Below are 16,867 nucleotides of genomic sequence, written 5' to 3'. Positions count from 1 at the left end.
TTCTTATTTGGCTGGCAAGCAGGAAAAATCATCCTCCATATGGAATAGGGTTAACATGCCGCAGCAGGAGTGTGATCGTAGTTGGAGTTGGAAGATAGAGAGTTTCTCACGTTCATCAAAAGGGTGAAGGATTACTCGGGGATCGATCTGGCCCAGTATAAAGAAGCGCAAATGAAACGCAGGCTCATCACGCTGTACACGAAACGGGGGTTCGCCGGCTTCACGGCCTTCTACGACGCCATGATGAAGGATCGCGAGCTGTACTACGAGTTTCTGGACCGGATGACAATCAACGTGTCGGAGTTCTGGCGCAATCCGAACCGGTGGGAGGTGCTGGAGAAAAAATTCATCACGGAGATGGCTCGAACCGGCGGGAGGGTGAAATGTTGGAGCGCGGCGTGCAGCACCGGAGAAGAGCCTTACACATTAGCGATGATTTTGGCGGAGAACGGTCTGCTGGAGCAGTCGCAAATCATTGCAACCGACATTGACGACGGCGCCATGGACAAGGCGAAGACGGGGGTCTACCCTGACCGCTCCATCCGCGATGTGCCGGACCGGCTGCTCAAGAAGTATTTTACCCAGCAGGATGCGCATTTCCGAATTGTCGACAGCTTGAAGAAGCATGTGATCTACAAAAAACAAAACCTGCTGAACGACATGTTCGACGTAGGTTTCGACCTTATTATTTGCCGCAACGTCATGATTTATTTCACCGAAGACGCCAAACATAACCTGTACCACAAGTTCAGCCGTTCCTTGAAGCCGGGGGGACTGTTGTTCGTAGGCAGCACGGAGCAAATTTTCACACCGGGGCAGTACGAGCTTGAGCCGGCGGAAACGTTCTTCTACCGGAAGAAACGATAAAGAGGCTGTATAACCGCTTCCATTTATTCACATACTAGCTGGTAAGAAGCAGGTTCAGCGAGTTTGGGCATCCGATGAAGGAGGAGCGGTGTGGATAAGCGCAAAGTGATCACGGCCTACCGGCGCGGATTCCTGACCATTCAGGAGTGTGCGCAAATATTGGGCATCGACTCGATGCAGCAAGTAACCGAGATGGTAGGCGACCCGCAGTGGAAAGAGCAGGAGCGGCTTATCCCGCAGCGGGTGAACATGTAATCGGCTGCGGCAGGCAGAGGGGAAATGGCAAAGGAAGGCGCGTTCGACAGGCGGACGCGCTATTTTGCTTTCTTGTCAAACCCGGGCCCCTGTACTATAATTAAGCACAAGAATTTGTACGTCAAAGCGCTAAAGCGCCATCAGACGGCAATCCAAGATGAAATACGAGAGACCTTGCAAGGCGATGACCGGTAGGGACGAAGGGAGAACCAATAGAAATGAGATATTTGACAGCAGGAGAGACGCACGGTCCGCAGCTGACTGCGATCGTCGAAGGCCTTCCGAGCAATTTGCCGCTGACGGCGGAGCCTATAAATCAACAATTGGAGCGCCGGCAAAAAGGCTACGGGCGAGGCAAGCGGATGCAGATCGAGAAGGACACCGCCCAGCTGCTAGCCGGCGTTCGCCATGGGAAGACGACCGGCGCGCCGATCGCGCTTGTCGTGGAGAACAAGGACTGGAAAGCTTGGATGACGGTCATGAGCATCGAGGACGTCGAGGAAGGCAGCGAAGGGAAACGCCGCATCAACCGCCCGCGTCCGGGCCATGCCGACCTGAACGGCGGCTTGAAATACAACCAGCGCGACCTGCGCAACGTGCTGGAGCGCTCCAGCGCGCGAGAGACGACGATGCGCGTCGCTTGCGGCGGGATCGCCCGCCAGCTGCTCGAGCAGTTCGGCATCCGCGTCGGCGGCCAAGTGATCTCGCTCGGCGGCATTGAGGCGGAGCGCCGCGAGATGCCGCTGGAGGAGCTGATCCGCCTGACGGAGGAGTCTCCGGTTCGCGTCACGGACAAGGAAGCGGAAGCGAAGATGATCGCCGCGATCGATCAGGCGAAGCAAGACGGCGATACGCTGGGCGGCGTCGTCGAAGTGATCGTGGAAGGCTGCCCGGTCGGACTCGGCAGCCATGTGCAATGGGACCGCAAGCTGGACGGGCGCATCGCCCAAGCGGTCGTCTCGATTCAGGCGTTCAAGGGCGTGGAGTTCGGCATCGGCTTCGAGGCGGCGAACCGCCGCGGGTCCAAGGTGCATGACGAGATCCGCTTCAACGAGGAAGACGGGTTTCACCGCGGCTCCAATCGTGCAGGCGGCTTCGAGGGCGGCATGACGACAGGCGAGCCGATCATTGTGCGCGGCGTGATGAAGCCGATCTCGACGCTGTACAAGCCGCTGAAGAGCGTGGACATCGACACGAAGGAGGCGTTCACCGCCCAGGTGGAACGCTCCGATACGTGCGCGGTGCCGGCCGCAGGCGTCATCATGGAAGCGGTCGTCGCTTGGGAAGTTGCGAAGGCGTTCATGGAGAAGTTCGGGGGCGACTCGATCGAAGAAATCCGCGCCAACTACGAGAGCTACTTGGCGCAAGTAGGACGGTACTAAGATGAAACAGCTGACGGTCGATTTGGGCGAACGTTCGTATCCGATCTATATCGGGCCGGGATTGCTGCAACAAGCGGCCTCTCTATTCCGTCAGCACGGAATCGGCGTGAAGTCGCCGATTCTCGTCGTATCGGACACGGGAGTGGCCCCGCACTATCTCGAGCCGCTCAGACGGCAGCTGGAGGAGGGCGGCTATAAGGTAGCGACGGCTGTCGTCCCCAATGGGGAAAAGTCGAAGTCGCTCGAGCAGCTGGGCGAGCTGATCGGGGTCGCCCTTGAGGCGGGACTCGACCGCAGCTCGACGGTTGTAGCGTTGGGCGGCGGCGTTGTCGGCGATTTGGCCGGCTTCGTGGCGGCCAGCTACATGCGCGGCGTGCGGTTCGTGCAAATGCCGACGACGATATTGGCGCATGACAGCAGTGTCGGCGGCAAGGTGGCGGTTAACCATCCGCTCGCCAAGAACATCATCGGGGCGTTCCATCAGCCGGAATTCGTTCTCTATGATATCGATACATTGAAGAGCTTGCCGATCCGTGAAGTGCGCGCCGGGTTGTCGGAGATGATCAAACACGGCCTGATCTGGGACCGCGCCTTCGTGGACTGGTGCGAAGCGAATGTAGATCGTTTGCTCGGGCTCGATTCGGATGCGCTTGCATACGGATTGTACGAAGGCTGCAAGGTGAAAGCGGCCGTCGTCTCGGAGGACGAGCGCGAGGGAGGCTTGCGGGCGATCCTGAACTTGGGCCATACGTTCGGACATGCATTCGAAGCGGTCGCCCAATATGACGAGCTTTCGCATGGTGAAGCGATCGCTATCGGCATGGTGTGCGCGGCCAAGCTGTCCGTCCTGCTCGGCAATTCGGAGTCGATCTACACCGATACGGAGCGGATTTTCCGTAAATTCGGACTTCCGGTCCGGATTCCGGCACATATGGGGACCGATGCGATTATGGAAGTGATGATGCACGACAAGAAGTTCAAGGAAGGCAGCATGGTGTTCATCGTACCTGTCGAAATCGGCAAAGTCGAGATCAACAACCGGATTTCGTCGGGTGCGGTCCGGACGGTGCTGGACGCAATGAGGGGAGAGGCTTGAGACGATGGTAGTGAGAGGGATGCGGGGAGCCATTACGGTGACCCACAACGAAGAACGCGAAATTCTCGAGTCAACGGTGCAGCTGCTTCAAGAGATCGTAAATCGCAATGAAGTGAAGCCGGAGGATATCGCCAGCGTGTTCGTCACCGTGACGTCCGATCTGGACGCCGCCTTCCCGGCGCGCGCCATCCGGCAGATGCAAGGCTGGGAGCTAGTGCCGCTGATGTGCTCGCTCGAAATTCCGGTACCGGGCGGTTTGCCGAAGTGCATTCGCCTGATGGTGCTTGTGAACACGGAGAAAGGGCAATCGGACATTCACCACATTTATTTGAACGATGCGATGAAGCTGCGGCCGGATCTGGTGCAGGTGAAATCCTAAATTTTTTGGATTGACGGCATTTTTCCTCATAGTGTATAGTAGAGAGCAAGTAAAGAGCCGAGTAGAGCTTAGATGAGCAGAGTTAGTCGAGATGAGATGAGCCGTACGGGATGCCCAGTTGCCGAGCTTGGATCGGGGCATTCGCTTAAGCCGAGTTGGACGATGGAGCATGGCATGTGAGATGGAGTTCGCACCGCCGAATGTCAGGAGTTGCCCGGGAGCGGGTGACGCATTCAGGCAGACGACTACATTTTGCCGTTGCATCGATCGGAGCCAAATTTCGGTTTAATGGAGCCATTCCCTCTTTTCTGCACACCCTACCTCTACGCGATGCGTGGAGGTTTTTATTTTACTCTCGGACAATTAGCCAACTGGAAGGAGCGACGCCCCATGTATTCCCCAAGTTTACAAGAAGTAACCCGACTGGCAGAGCAATACAATTTGATACCGGTCGTTCGCAATTTGATGGCGGACACCGAAACGCCGATTCGCGTGTTCCAGCATTTGCATCAGGAGAAACGGGCTTTTCTGCTGGAGAGCGTGGAGGGCGGTGCGAAATGGGCGCGGTACTCCTTTATCGGCACGGATCCGTTCCTGGTCGTAAGAGGGAAAAACGGGGATTTCGAAATCGAGCACGGCGGGGAGAAAAAAATAGTTCACGACAAGCCGCTCGAAACGCTGAAGGCGCTGCTCCGCTCCTACTCCAGCCCTGCGCTGGCCGATTTGCCTCCGTTCACGGGCGGCGCGATCGGGTTTTTCGGCTACGACCTGCTGCAGTACTACGAGAACGTGCCGGCTCACCGCAAGGACGATATGCAGACGGACGACATGCAATTCATGTTCTGCGACCAAGTCATCGTGTTCGACCATCTCAAGCAGCGCATGCAGATCATCGCGAACGTGCATATCGAGAAACATGCTTCGGATGCGGAAATCCGCGCGGCTTATGAGCTGACTTGCAGCAAAATCGACGCGACGATCGAACGGCTTCGCCAGCCGCTGCCGCCGATGGCTTCCCAGCAAAACGCCATTCCGGCGGAAGTCGATATGGGCCGCATTCACTCGAACATGACCAAGGAGCAGTACATCACTAATGTCAACAAAGCGAAGGAGTATATTCGTGCCGGCGATATTTTCCAAGTCGTGTTGGCCCAAAGGTTCCATATCGAGACCGAGATATCCCCGTTGTTGGTGTATCGGGTATTGCGCACGATGAACCCTTCGCCTTATATGTACATTCTGAAAATGGACGATGAAGTGATCGTCGGTACGTCGCCCGAAGCGCTTGTCAAGGTAGACGGGGAGCGCGTGGAGACGAGACCGATTGCGGGAACGAGGCCGCGCGGCAAGACACCGGAAGAAGACTCGGCACTCGAGGTGGAGCTGCTTGCCGACGAGAAAGAACGGGCGGAGCACCTGATGCTCGTCGATCTCGGCCGCAATGATATCGGACGCGTAGCTGAATTCGGAACGGTGAAATGCGATTCTTACATGCAGATCGAGCGCTACTCTCACGTCATGCATATCGTCTCGAACGTCTCCGGCAAGCTTCGCGAGGACAAAGATTTCTTCGACGCCTTCATCTCCTGCCTGCCTGCTGGTACGGTTTCCGGAGCGCCTAAGCTTCGCGCGATGGAGATCATCGCCGAGCTGGAGCACGAAGCGCGCGGCTGCTATGCCGGGGCGATCGGCTATCTCGGCTTCTCGGGTAACCTGAATACTTGCATTACGATCCGCACCATTATTTTCAAAGGCGGTAAAGCATACGTTGGCGCCGGGGCGGGGATCGTCTGGGACTCGATTCCGGAGAACGAGTACCAAGAGACGGTGAACAAAGCGATGGGGATGCTTCGTTCGATCCGAATGGCGGAAGCGATCTTCGGTACCGGCGCTCATCCGGTCGGAGCTTCGGCAGGTGTGACGAATCAGGATTATTATTGATCGAGTTGATTCGATATATAACGGCTGGGGGCCGTGGGGGAGGAAACGGGAATGGAACAAGTCATGACGATGCAGCAGGCGATTGGACGCCTAGTGACGGGGGAAAGCTTGTCCCGCGAGGAAGCGCGCCAGGTGATGGGGCAAGTGATGGCAGGCGTTGCGACGCAAGCCCAGATCGGCAGCCTGATGACGGCGCTGCGGATGAAGGGGGAGACCGCCGATGAGATCGCAGGTTTCGCCGAGACGATGCGCAGCATGGCGAGCTCGGTTCGGACGGAACGGTCCGGCTTGCTCGACACTTGCGGTACCGGCGGCGACGGAGCGGATACGTTCAACATTTCGACGGCTTCGGCGTTAGTAGCCGCTGCCGGCGGTATCCGGGTAGCCAAACACGGCAACCGGGCGATGTCCAGCAAAAGCGGCAGCGCCGACGTGTTAGAGGCGCTCGGCGTCTCGATCGGGCTGAACGCGGAGCAGGCGGCGCTATGTCTCGACCGGGTTGGTATCTGCTTCATGTTCGCGCAGACGTATCACCAGTCGATGAAGCATGCCGCCGGTCCTCGACGGGAGCTCGGCGTCCGCACGGTGTTCAACCTGCTCGGGCCGCTGACGAATCCGGCGGGTGCCGACCGGCAGCTGCTCGGGTTGTTCGACCGCGCGAAGACCGAGCTGATCGCTGACGTGCTGCGGACGTTAGGTCTGAAGCGAGGGTTAGTCGTAGCAAGCTATGACGGGCTTGACGAGATCAGCATCTCGGCCCCGACGAAGGTGACGGAGCTGCGCGACGGGGAAATCCGCACGTTCGACGTTACGCCGGAGGAGCTCGGCTTGCGTACGTACGCGATGTCCGATGTAGTAGGCGGCGACGCTCGCCACAACGCTGGCATGATCAGGGCCGTCTATGAAGGCCAGACCGGCGCTTGCCGCGACATCGTGCTCGCCAACGCCGGCGCTTGCTTCTACGTCAGCGGCCATTGTTCCAGCCTGGCGGAAGGTGTACAATTAGCAGCAGCCACGATAGACTCCGGCAAAGCGCTTGCCAAGCTGGAGCAACTTGTTCAATATACGGGAGAATTGAGCCATGTTTCTTGATCGCATAGTAGAGACGAAAAAACGGGAAGTTGCGGAGCTGCGGGAGCGGCTGTCGATTGCGGAAGCGGAGAAGACGATTGCCGGTATGCCGGCTTGTCTCGGCTTTGAGCGGGCATTGGCGGTGCGTGCCAACCGGCCGATGGGACTGATCGCCGAGGTGAAGAAGGCGTCGCCGTCCAAAGGTCTGATCCGGGCTGACTTTGATCCGGTAATGATTGCGAAAGCCTATGAGTCGGCAGGCACGGATTGTATCTCGGTGCTGACCGATGTGGATTATTTCCAAGGGGCGAACGAGTATTTGAGCGCCGTTCGCCGGGCGGTGAATGTGCCGATCCTGCGAAAAGACTTCACGATCGACGTGACGCAAATCTACGAAGCGCGTCTCATCGGCGCTGACGCTATCCTGCTCATCGCCGCGATCCTGACGTCCGGGGAGATGGACTTATTCCTTCGGACGGCGAAGGCGATCGGTCTGGACGTGCTCGTCGAGGTGCATGATCGCGAGGAGCTCGAGCGCGTATTGGCGCTGCAAGAGAAAGCGACGCTCGTCGGCATCAACAATCGGAACTTGAAGACGTTTGTGACGGATCTGAAGACGACGGAAGAGCTGATTCCGATCATTCCGAGCGACCGCATCATCGTCAGCGAGAGCGGGATCTCCGTTCCGGACGAGATCGGCTACTTGAGAGGGCTTGGCGCACATGCCGTGCTGATTGGCGAATCGTTCATGCGCAAGCCGGATATCGAGCAGGCGGTGAACGGCTTGCTGGGACCGTCCGCCCGAGCTTCGCAAGTATAAGGAGCGGATGAAAATGGAGGCGGCTGCGAGGAAAATGGCCACCGTAAAAATTTGTGGACTTCAGGACGTTGAAGTGCTAAAATCGATTTTACATTTGCCGATCGACCAAATCGGCTTTATCTTCGCCAAGAGCCGTCGCCAGGTGTCGCCTGCACAAGCGGGTGAGCTGATCCGCGAGCTGAAGGCTCATGAGGAAGTGGCGGCTTCCGGTGGAGGCGGGGGCGGTACAGTACCGCTTACTGTAGGCGTGTTCGTCAACCCGACGCCGCATGAGCTGGCGGAGACGCTGCGCGAAGCGCCGCTCGACATCGTGCAGCTGCACGGCAAGGAGTCGGCGGAGCTGTGCCGCTTCGTCAAGTCGACGCTCGGCGCGCGCGTCATGAAGGTCGTCTCGATCGGCGGCGCCGACGGCTCGTCCGTGGAGGAGCAGCTTGCTCCCTATGCGGGGAGCATCGATATGCTGCTGCTCGACACGTTCGAGCCGCATGTCGGCGGCGGCTCCGGACAGACGTTCGCCTGGGACCGCATTCCGCCTTACCTGGAGTGGACACGCCGCAACGGCATTCCGCTGTTAGTCGCAGGCGGGCTGAACGCAGGCAATGTGGAGGAGCTGATTCGCGACTATGCGCCTGATGGCGTAGATGTCTCGAGCGGCGTAGAGACTGATGGAATCAAGGAAGTTACGAAAATAATCGCTTTCGTTGAAAGGGTGAAGCAGCATGCATCAAGTGCCGGATGAGCATGGCCGATTCGGAGTTTTCGGCGGCAAGTACGTCCCCGAGACGCTGATGAACGCCTTGCATGAGCTGGAGCAGGCGTATTTGCACTATTCCAAGGACCCGGAATTTCTCCGGGAAGTGAACTATTTGCTACATGAATATACGGGCCGTCCTTCGAGACTTTATTATGCGGAGCGGTTCTCCAAGCAGCTGGGCGGGGCGAAAATTTACCTCAAGCGGGAAGATTTGAACCACACCGGAGCGCATAAAATCAACAATACGATCGGGCAAGCCGTGCTTGCGAAGAAGATGGGCAAGAAGAAGGTTATCGCCGAAACCGGCGCAGGGCAGCATGGCGTCGCTTCCGCGACGATCGCGGCGCTGCTCGGCCTCGAGTGCAAGGTGTTCATGGGCGAGGAAGATACGAAGCGGCAACAGCTGAACGTCTTCCGGATGAAGCTGCTCGGCGCAGAAGTTATCCCGGTTATGTCCGGTACGAGGACGCTGAAGGACGCTTGCAACGAGACGCTGCGTTACTGGGTCAGCCACGTGCATGACACCTATTACATTCTCGGCTCGGCAACCGGCCCGCATCCTTATCCGATGATGGTTCGCGATTTCCAGCGCATTATCGGCGTGGAGTCCCGCGAGCAAATACTCGAGAAGGAAGGGCGACTGCCCGATGCAGTCGTCGCTTGCGTAGGCGGCGGCAGCAACGCGATCGGCATGTTCCACGCGTTCGTGCCGGATGAAGGCGTTCGCCTGATCGGCGTCGAAGCGGCCGGCCGCGGTATCGACACCGAGGAGCATGCGGCGACGATGACGAAGGGTAGCCACGGCGTATTCCAAGGCTCGTTCAGCTACGTGCTGCAGGACGATTACGGTCAAGTGCTGCCGGCTCACTCGATCTCCGCCGGTCTCGACTATCCGGGCATCGGCCCGGAACACTCGTACTTGAAAGATTCCGGACGTGCCGAATACGTGCCGATCACGGACGCGGAGGCGCTCGAAGGGCTGCAGCTGCTGAGCCGTACGGAAGGCATCATACCGGCGCTCGAGAGCTCTCATGCACTTGCGCATGTGATGAAGCTGGCGCCTACCATGTCGCCGGATCAAATCATCGTCGTCAGCCTGTCCGGCCGTGGCGACAAAGACGTGGAATCGATCATGTCCTATCTGGGAGGTGGCTCGCATGAATCGCATTGACGCCAAATTCGTCGAGCTGCGCGACCGGAAGCGGACGGCCTTGATCCCTTACTTAACGATGGGCGATCCCGATCCGGACACCTCGCTCGATATCATTGTCGAGCTGGAGCAGGCGGGCGCCGATCTGATCGAGCTCGGCGTGCCGTATTCGGATCCGCTGGCCGACGGTCCCGTCATCCAGCGCGCCTCCGAACGCGCGCTTCAGCACCGCATCAACATTGTGGACTGCATCCGCATCGCCCGTCAGGCGCGCGACCGCGGCGTCCAGCTGCCCTTTATTCTTTTTACTTACTATAACCCGGTTCTGCGCGTTGGCTTGGAGCGATTCTTCGAGCTGTTGAAGGAAAATGACATCAGCGGAATGATCATTCCGGACTTGCCGATCGAAGAAGACGGTCCGGTTCGCAAGCTGTCCGAGCAACATGGGATTCATCTGATTCCGCTCGTAGCCCCAACTTCCAATGCGCGGATCGAGAAGATCGCGGCTTCTGCATCCGGTTTCGTGTATTGCGTCTCGTCTCTTGGCGTTACGGGCGTCCGCTCGGAGTTTTTCGCCGGCATCGACGAGTTCCTGAACACGGTCAAGCGATCGACTAGCTTGCCGATTGCCGTAGGCTTCGGCATCTCGAACCGGGAGCAGGTCGAACAGTTCTCGAAGACGTGCGACGGCGTCGTCGTGGGAAGCGCGATTGTCCGCTGCATCGAGAACGCAATTCCGCTGCTGCAGGATCAAGCTACACGGGCGCAAGGTCTGTTGCAAATCCGCGAATTTGTCAGTGATTTGAGGGGCTAGAGCGCAAATGCTAAAAACAAAAGGCAAAAATCAGCGAAAAGCATAGGGAAGTTCCAGGATCCTCCGACCTCTCTTGAAAAGATGTCCCTTGATTGTATAGTGGATACGACATCTTTTCAAAGGAGGCACGAAAACTCTACGGATTCCTGGATCTTCCTTACTCGCTGATTTTTGCCGTAACTAGTTGGCATTCGCGCCGAGGTAGGGTAGGATAGAAAAAGATATAACCGAGAGGTGGACAAGCAGGATGCAACCGAAACCGAATATAGTGCATTTGCCGGTGTATCAGCCGGGCAAGCCGATCGAGGCGGTCAAGCGCGAGCTCGGCCTGACGGAAGTGATCAAGCTCGCTTCGAACGAGAATCCGTTCGGCTGCTCGCCGAAGGCGAAGGAAGCGATTATCGCGGAAGTGGGCAACACGAGCCTGTACCCGGATGGAGGCGCGGTGGAGCTGACGCAGGCGGTCGCTTCGCATTTCCAGGTCGAGCCGAATCAAGTGATCTTCGGCGCCGGCTCCGACGAGATTATTCTTATGATTGCTCGCGCTTACCTCGTTCCTGGCGACGAGACGATCATGGCTACGCATACGTTTCCGCAGTACAAGCATAATGCGGAGATCGAGAACGCGGTCTGCATCGAAGTGCCGCTGATCGATGGAACGCATGATTTGAGCGGCATGCTGAGCAAAATTTCGCCGAAGACGAAGATTATCTGGGTGTGCAACCCGAACAACCCGACGGGCACGATCGTCACGCACGACGAGCTGTCGTCGTTCCTGGAGCAAGTGCCGTCGAACGTGCTTGTCGTGCTCGACGAAGCATATGCCGAGTACACGGTGACCGGCGATTATCCGGACGGCTTCGCGTTGCTTCGGCAATATAAGAACACGATCTTGCTCCGGACGTTCTCCAAGATTTATGGTCTGGCTTCGCTGCGGATCGGCTACGGCATCGGGCATCCGGACGTGATCCACACGATCAACCAAGTGCGCGAGCCGTTCAATACGACGCGATATGCGCAGTCGGCGGCCAAGGCGGCTCTTGCGGACGAGGCGTTCATCGCCGACTGCCGCGAGAAGAACGCAGCCGGTCTCGAGTATTTGCGCGGCGAGTTCGATCGTCTGGGCTTGTCGTACTACCCGGCACACGGCAACTTCATCATGGTGGACGTGCAGCGTCCGGCCAAGCTTGCGTTCGAAGGATTGCTGCGCCAAGGCTTGATCGTGCGCGGCGGCCACAATCTCGATTTCCCGACCAAGATCCGCGTAACGGTCGGCAGCACCGAGCAGAACGAGAAGTTCATCAGCGCGCTCGAAGCGGTACTCGCCGAAGTGGCGGTCGTACAAGCCTAACCATTATATCTATGTAAATGAGTGATTCAATGACGACGATTACCCTCTTCGGAGTCGGCCTGATGGGCGGCTCCTTGGGATTATGCTTCAAGGGCAAGCCGGGACTCGAGGTCATCGGCTATACGTCCGATCCGATCAAGGCGGACAAGTATATCAAACGCGGCGTTGTGGATCGGGCGGTCACCTCGATGCAGGAGGCGGCGGAGGCGGCTGATTTTATTTTCATCTGCCTGCCCGTCGGCATGCTGGAGGGCCACCTGAAGAAATTGGCGCAGTACAAGCTGAAGCCGGGCTGCATCGTTACCGACGTCGGCAGCACGAAGGCATCGATCGCGGAATGCGCGGAGCAGCTGGACTTGGGCGGCGCCTACTTCATCGGCGGCCATCCGATGGCCGGCTCGGAGCGTTCCGGCGTGGAGGCGGCGAGCTCGCATCTGTACGAGAACGCGTTCTATGTCCTTACGCCGAGCCGCAGCACGCCGGAGGAGGCATACGAACGGCTCGTAGCCTTGCTTCGTCACACCAAGGCGCATATTATCCGCGTCGACGCGCGGGAGCATGACTTGATCGCCGGGGCGATCAGCCATCTGCCGCATATTATCGCCGTCGCCCTCGTCAATCAGGTTGCCGGCTATAATGAGAGCAATCCGCTGTACGAGAATTTGGCGGCGGGCGGGTTCCGCGACATCACGCGGATCGCCTCGAGCCACCCGGAGATGTGGCGCGACATTCTGCTGAACAACCGGGACGTCATGCTGCGGCTGCTGAAGGACTGGCAAGCTGCCGTGCAATCGTTCGAGGCGCTGATCGAGGGCTCCGACGGGGACGGCATCGAGGAGCAGTTCCAACGCGCGTCGAAGTTCCGCAGTCAGTTGCCGGAGCGGCGCAAGGGCATCATCACGGCGATTTTCGATCTTTACGTAGATGTACCCGATCATCCGGGCATAATCGGCCAGATCGCTTCCTTATTAGGCAATCATCGCATCAATTTGAGCAATATGCACATCATCGAGAGCCGCGCCGATGTTCCTGGCGTGCTGCGTTTATCGTTCCGCACCCAGCCGGAGCTTGACGCCGCGGCCGAGCTGTTGAAGGCGAATGGTCACGAAGTCAGATTCTAAGAACAAGACAAGGAGTCCTGGCGGACTAACGTCAGGGCTCTTTTTCTCGATCGTACGAAACCGTTTTCAAAATAATCGTTGACAGAATGAAAACGGATACATTATACTAAGGCTACAGTATGGTTTCTCTCCACTCCTATCCGAAAATGGTTTGCTCTGCGTGAGCAAAGGGCCGCTACCAAGCGGTCTCTTTTTTTTGGCCCGATTCGGAACGAATCACTAAAATCCAATTTTTACATTCCAACCGGCTTGTTTTGTGGTAAAGTGATAAGAGGGCCGCCTCATGCGTTTGCACTATTGCTTTGGTACGTCTGGCCGCCCGATTTTAGGAGATCAGTGCTAGCAAGATGTTCACAGAAATGTCGAAAAAAGAAGGATTTTACCTTACATATACAGAATTGTAGTGGATTATAGGCGGTTGTAGATACTTGCCTACAGCAAGCTGTTTTTTCAGAAACAAGCGCAACTTTTCGCTCCCGCGTCGGTATTAATGGGTATAGCGACGCTGGGAGACGTAACGGATCGGCAAGGAGGCCTCTTGCAATGACCGATTCCCAGCTTATCCGGGAAATCAAGGACGGCAACGTACAATTATACGAGGAACTCATGCGCCGCTATGAGAAAAAAATTCTTGCGTTTATTTTTCATATGCTGAAAAGCTCCAAGATGGAATTCGTGGCCGAAGATTTGTGCTCGGAGACGTTTTATAAAGCTTATCGCAGCCTGCATTCGTTCCGCGAGGTCGAAGCTTCTTTCTCGACGTGGCTCTATACGATCGCCCGGAATACGGTTCTTAGCGAACTGAGGAAGCAGAAGGCGGTTCATGTCTCGTTCACCGAGAGCGAGCATTTGACCTTGTCGACATCGCAAGTCGCGACCCCGGAGCAGACGCTGCTGCGCAATGAGAAGGTGTCGATGGTGCGCAACGCGATCAACAATTTGCCGGAGAAGCAGCGGTCGGCGTTGATCTTGCGGGAATATGAGCAGCTTGATTACCAAGAGATCGCGAATATTCTGGATCAGACCGTCAGCTCGGTCAAGTCGCTGCTGTTCCGGGCGCGGGCAAGCGTGAAGATGCAGCTGGAGCCGTATTTGGCAGAACCGATCTTTCAGGAATACGAAGGGATGAATCAACGATGAAGTGCGCGGACATTCAAGAGATGTTGGCTGAATATTGGGATTTGCCGGAGCAGGACGAACGGAGGCAAGCCATCGACGCACATCTGGAAACATGCGAGTCGTGCATGGAGGAATTCGTAATCTGGCAGGAGAGCGCGCAGTTGATCCGGGATACGGTCGTCACGATGGAGAAGCCGCCGCAGTACGAGCCGATGAGCTCGCAAGTCATGAAGCGAATTTACTCCGAGGAGAAGTGGAGAATGCCGGTGTCGGACCGGATCTACTCGTTCTCCTACTCTCTGAGACGGAATGCTACGATCGCGATCGCCTTCTTCATGACGCTGTTCATCGTCGGGCTGACGTTGTCGATTATGCAGCCCGCGTCCAGCGCGGATATTTATTCGGCGGAGAGCAACGCTATTTATGGGCTTAAGCCGGTAGCGGTCGCAACATCGGGATCTTCCACGGGAAGCTCGGTGAAGACGTCGAAGCCGATTACGAATTCGGTCGTCACGGCCAGCATCAAGGAGCCGACGATGATCCGGATGGGGCCGATTCGCTCTTACCCGGACTATTTCATCGTCCTGTCGCTGCTCGGCTTGACAGGCACCTTGCTGTCGCTCAACTGGCTGTCACGCACGAGATCGTAACAACCATCCGTCTATTCCGGTCGGGAGAGACGGTCTTTTCTTTTTTATCGGACATAGAGCAAAGGGGAGCAAGCATGAACTGGGGATTGATCCGTCATGGCAGCACCGATTGGAACATGCTGGGCCGGCTGCAAGGACAAAACGATATTCAACTGAACGAGGAGGGCCGCCGCCAGGCTAGGCTGTTGGGTCGGCATCTGCGGACGGAAGGCTGGGAAGTGCTCGTCAGCAGCGATCTCAAGCGGGCCCATGAGACGGCATTGATCGTCGCCGAGGAGCTTGGCATCCGAGAAGTGATCGTCGATACAAGGCTGCGCGAACGGACGCACGGCCGGCTGGACGGGACGACACTGGAGGAGCGAATCGCCCTCTTCGGCGAACATTGGAAGTCGCTGGACCACGGGGTCGAGTCGGACGAGCGTCTTTTCGCCCGAAGCGCGGCTTGTTTAACGGAGCTGGCGGAACAGTACGGGAAAACGAAGCTGCTGTTAGTCAGCCACGGAGCTACTCTTGGCGTGCTTCTGGAAGGGCTGCTGGAGCAAATGCCCTCCGGGCTGCTGGGCAACACGGCATTCAGCCGGCTCAGCAAGGATGACACCGGACAGTGGATCTGTCCATTGTACAATTGTACGGCACATTTGGCGGAGAATGCAGGCCGATCGTCTGGACTATAAGCTGCTTGGAAAAGTTTTTGGCCAAATATGGAGACCAAACGGACGATTGCTGCACATGATATAGCAAGCGCTAACGGGGCTTTATCTTCGAAGGAGGTAATGTACCATGTTGGACCACAGCTATCGAGTGCTCGATCGTCTTCGGTTGCCGCATGGCCTTTATATTGCCAGCCCTTCCGAGCACTATTCGTATGTGTGGCTTAGAGACAGCGTCTACATGTCATGGCCGTACTTGACCCGCTCGGACGACCATTATGAAAGCGCCTATGCGAGAATATTCGATTTGTTCCGAGAGCTGGAGTGGAAGCTCGATATACTGGGCAAGGAGAAGCCGGTGTGGGAATGGGAGTATATTCACGCCCGCTACCGTGCGGAAGACGTCTCGGAAATTCACGATCAGAGCTGGGGCCACGTGCAGCACGACATGCTCGGGGCGATTTTGTTCGGGATCGGTGCCGGCGACCAGGCCGGGAAGCGGATGCTGCGGGATGCGAAGGATAAGGAGATATTGCAGAAGCTGGTGCGCTATTTGGCCAATGTGCAATATTGGATCGATCCCGACAACGGCATGTGGGAGGAAGGACGCGATATCCACGCTTCCTCTGTCGGCGCTTGCGTTGCCGGCTTGAAGGCGGTTCAGCATATGGTTGAAGTGCCCGATCCGTTGATCCATTCGGGGTTGAATACGCTGCTGGCTTTGTTCCCCCGCGAGAGTGCGGATCGGAGAGCCGACTTGGCTCAGCTGAGCTTGATTTATCCGTACCGGCTGTTCCGAGGCATGATGGCGGAAATCATCGTCGAGCAAGTGGAGAACAAGCTGCTGCGCGAGCGCGGTGTGATCCGATACGAAGGGGACAGCTATTACAGCACTAAAGAAGAGCAGTTTGGCCGCGGTCTTGCGCCTCAAGCCTATTACGGCACTGAAGCAGAATGGACGTTCGGCTTGCCTTGGCTGGCGCTCTGCCGTCTCGAGCAAGGCCGGCGAGACAAAGCGGAAGCGTATCTCCGCCGCACAGAAGAGCTGATGCTCCCCGGCGGCGAGCTGCCGGAGCTTTATTTCAGCGGCAGCGACCGTCCGAATCCGAACACGCCGCTCGGCTGGAGCAGCGCGATGTACATTTTGGCCAAGGAAGCGCTGGGTCGCGAAGACCGTCCGTGAGGACGGTTTTCGTTTTTGATGCGTAGGGGAATCCGTCTCACGGGTGACAGATGGATTCAAACGGGGACAGAAAACGAAAGTTGGATAATAACAATCAAAAGTTTGCTGAATTCCGGGTAAAAACGGCGAACGGCGGCCGAACAAACCAGTGCGATCGGAACCCGGTTGCCTGTCCTCCCTTGCCCCAACTGAACACAAACGCCAGAGGACTTGACCGATAAAACTTTCGGTCAGGTTTTTCTTAAACAGATAAGAAAGTTTAAG

Annotated in this window: 17 protein-coding genes; all 17 read left to right on the top strand. The window is 57.2% G+C overall.

The annotated features are described in order from the left end of the window. Positions 1–87 precede the first annotated feature (87 nt). The 17 genes from PKO02S_RS28205 to PKO02S_RS28130 all read left to right on the top strand — a co-directional run bounded on the left by PKO02S_RS28205 (position 88) and on the right by PKO02S_RS28130 (position 16,603). Positions 88–867, top strand: a complete 780-nt coding sequence (locus tag PKO02S_RS28205; RefSeq protein ID WP_127588374.1) for a CheR family methyltransferase — start codon at positions 88–90, stop codon at positions 865–867. A 90-nt stretch (positions 868–957) separates the two neighbouring features. Further along, a complete protein-coding gene (locus PKO02S_RS32615; protein ID WP_164821740.1) occupies positions 958–1,122 on the top strand; it encodes a hypothetical protein in 165 nt (54 codons plus the stop codon). Between the two features lie 218 nt (positions 1,123–1,340). Beyond that, the gene (aroC, locus tag PKO02S_RS28200; RefSeq protein WP_127588373.1) at positions 1,341–2,504 is read left to right on the top strand and encodes a chorismate synthase; all 1,164 of its coding nucleotides are present in this window, start codon (positions 1,341–1,343) and stop codon (positions 2,502–2,504) included. A 1-nt stretch (position 2,505) separates the two neighbouring features. Continuing rightward, positions 2,506–3,600: a 3-dehydroquinate synthase gene (aroB, locus tag PKO02S_RS28195; protein WP_127588372.1), complete on the top strand. Its 1,095-nt coding sequence runs from the start codon at positions 2,506–2,508 to the stop codon at positions 3,598–3,600. A gap of 4 nt (positions 3,601–3,604) precedes the next feature. Further along, positions 3,605–3,979, top strand: a complete 375-nt coding sequence (aroH, locus tag PKO02S_RS28190) for a chorismate mutase (protein WP_127588371.1) — start codon at positions 3,605–3,607, stop codon at positions 3,977–3,979. A gap of 390 nt (positions 3,980–4,369) precedes the next feature. Next, on the top strand, positions 4,370–5,920 hold the full coding sequence (gene trpE / locus PKO02S_RS28185) for an anthranilate synthase component I (protein WP_127588370.1): 1,551 nt from the start codon (positions 4,370–4,372) through the stop codon (positions 5,918–5,920). Between the two features lie 51 nt (positions 5,921–5,971). Further along, complete coding sequence (gene trpD / locus PKO02S_RS28180; protein WP_127588369.1) at positions 5,972–7,012, top strand: anthranilate phosphoribosyltransferase; 1,041 nt, start codon at positions 5,972–5,974, stop codon at positions 7,010–7,012. Beyond that, positions 7,002–7,811, top strand: coding sequence for an indole-3-glycerol phosphate synthase TrpC (trpC, locus tag PKO02S_RS28175; protein ID WP_127588368.1), 810 nt, complete (start codon positions 7,002–7,004; stop codon positions 7,809–7,811). The genes trpD and trpC overlap by 11 nt, the downstream gene beginning before the upstream one ends. Before the next feature lie 34 nt (positions 7,812–7,845). Further along, a complete protein-coding gene (locus PKO02S_RS28170) occupies positions 7,846–8,550 on the top strand; it encodes a phosphoribosylanthranilate isomerase (protein WP_127588367.1) in 705 nt (234 codons plus the stop codon). Then, positions 8,531–9,736 carry a tryptophan synthase subunit beta gene (gene trpB / locus PKO02S_RS28165; RefSeq protein WP_127588366.1) on the top strand — a complete coding sequence of 402 codons (1,206 nt, stop codon included), beginning with the start codon at positions 8,531–8,533 and terminating at the stop codon, positions 9,734–9,736. The genes PKO02S_RS28170 and trpB overlap by 20 nt, the downstream gene beginning before the upstream one ends. After that, positions 9,723–10,529, top strand: coding sequence for a tryptophan synthase subunit alpha (gene trpA / locus PKO02S_RS28160; RefSeq protein WP_127588365.1), 807 nt, complete (start codon positions 9,723–9,725; stop codon positions 10,527–10,529). Before trpB ends, trpA begins: the two co-directional genes overlap by 14 nt. A 247-nt stretch (positions 10,530–10,776) precedes the next feature. Continuing rightward, positions 10,777–11,880, top strand: coding sequence for a histidinol-phosphate transaminase (hisC, locus tag PKO02S_RS28155; protein ID WP_127588364.1), 1,104 nt, complete (start codon positions 10,777–10,779; stop codon positions 11,878–11,880). A 29-nt stretch (positions 11,881–11,909) separates the two neighbouring features. Further along, positions 11,910–13,001, top strand: coding sequence for a prephenate dehydrogenase (locus PKO02S_RS28150; protein WP_127588363.1), 1,092 nt, complete (start codon positions 11,910–11,912; stop codon positions 12,999–13,001). A 543-nt stretch (positions 13,002–13,544) separates the two neighbouring features. Further along, positions 13,545–14,141, top strand: a complete 597-nt coding sequence (locus PKO02S_RS28145; RefSeq protein WP_127588362.1) for an RNA polymerase sigma factor — start codon at positions 13,545–13,547, stop codon at positions 14,139–14,141. Beyond that, complete coding sequence (locus tag PKO02S_RS28140) at positions 14,138–14,770, top strand: anti-sigma factor family protein (RefSeq protein ID WP_127588361.1); 633 nt, start codon at positions 14,138–14,140, stop codon at positions 14,768–14,770. The genes PKO02S_RS28145 and PKO02S_RS28140 overlap by 4 nt, the downstream gene beginning before the upstream one ends. 74 nt (positions 14,771–14,844) lie before the next feature. Then, positions 14,845–15,444: a histidine phosphatase family protein gene (locus tag PKO02S_RS28135; RefSeq protein ID WP_127588360.1), complete on the top strand. Its 600-nt coding sequence runs from the start codon at positions 14,845–14,847 to the stop codon at positions 15,442–15,444. A 106-nt stretch (positions 15,445–15,550) separates the two neighbouring features. Then, positions 15,551–16,603, top strand: a complete 1,053-nt coding sequence (locus tag PKO02S_RS28130; protein WP_127588359.1) for a glycoside hydrolase family 15 protein — start codon at positions 15,551–15,553, stop codon at positions 16,601–16,603. Positions 16,604–16,867 lie beyond the last annotated feature (264 nt).

Origin of the sequence: Paenibacillus koleovorans NBRC 103111 (genome assembly GCF_004000845.1) — a bacterium.
Lineage (GTDB): Bacteria > Bacillota > Bacilli > Paenibacillales > NBRC-103111 > Paenibacillus_AA > Paenibacillus_AA koleovorans.
Note: the sequence above shows the minus strand (reverse complement) of the source record. Positions and strands in the feature narration are given on the sequence as shown.

Coding starts and splice junctions, on each gene's coding strand:
- PKO02S_RS28130 (WP_127588359.1), top strand. CDS start 15,551: ATGTTGGACCACAGCTATCGAGTGCTCGATCGTCTTCGGTTGCCGCAT.
- trpB (WP_127588366.1), top strand. CDS start 8,531: ATGCATCAAGTGCCGGATGAGCATGGCCGATTCGGAGTTTTCGGCGGC.
- aroC (WP_127588373.1), top strand. CDS start 1,341: ATGAGATATTTGACAGCAGGAGAGACGCACGGTCCGCAGCTGACTGCG.
- aroB (WP_127588372.1), top strand. CDS start 2,506: ATGAAACAGCTGACGGTCGATTTGGGCGAACGTTCGTATCCGATCTAT.
- PKO02S_RS28150 (WP_127588363.1), top strand. CDS start 11,910: ATGACGACGATTACCCTCTTCGGAGTCGGCCTGATGGGCGGCTCCTTG.
- aroH (WP_127588371.1), top strand. CDS start 3,605: ATGGTAGTGAGAGGGATGCGGGGAGCCATTACGGTGACCCACAACGAA.
- trpA (WP_127588365.1), top strand. CDS start 9,723: ATGAATCGCATTGACGCCAAATTCGTCGAGCTGCGCGACCGGAAGCGG.
- PKO02S_RS28140 (WP_127588361.1), top strand. CDS start 14,138: ATGAAGTGCGCGGACATTCAAGAGATGTTGGCTGAATATTGGGATTTG.
- PKO02S_RS28135 (WP_127588360.1), top strand. CDS start 14,845: ATGAACTGGGGATTGATCCGTCATGGCAGCACCGATTGGAACATGCTG.
- trpC (WP_127588368.1), top strand. CDS start 7,002: ATGTTTCTTGATCGCATAGTAGAGACGAAAAAACGGGAAGTTGCGGAG.
- PKO02S_RS28145 (WP_127588362.1), top strand. CDS start 13,545: ATGACCGATTCCCAGCTTATCCGGGAAATCAAGGACGGCAACGTACAA.
- trpE (WP_127588370.1), top strand. CDS start 4,370: ATGTATTCCCCAAGTTTACAAGAAGTAACCCGACTGGCAGAGCAATAC.
- hisC (WP_127588364.1), top strand. CDS start 10,777: ATGCAACCGAAACCGAATATAGTGCATTTGCCGGTGTATCAGCCGGGC.
- PKO02S_RS28170 (WP_127588367.1), top strand. CDS start 7,846: ATGGCCACCGTAAAAATTTGTGGACTTCAGGACGTTGAAGTGCTAAAA.
- trpD (WP_127588369.1), top strand. CDS start 5,972: ATGGAACAAGTCATGACGATGCAGCAGGCGATTGGACGCCTAGTGACG.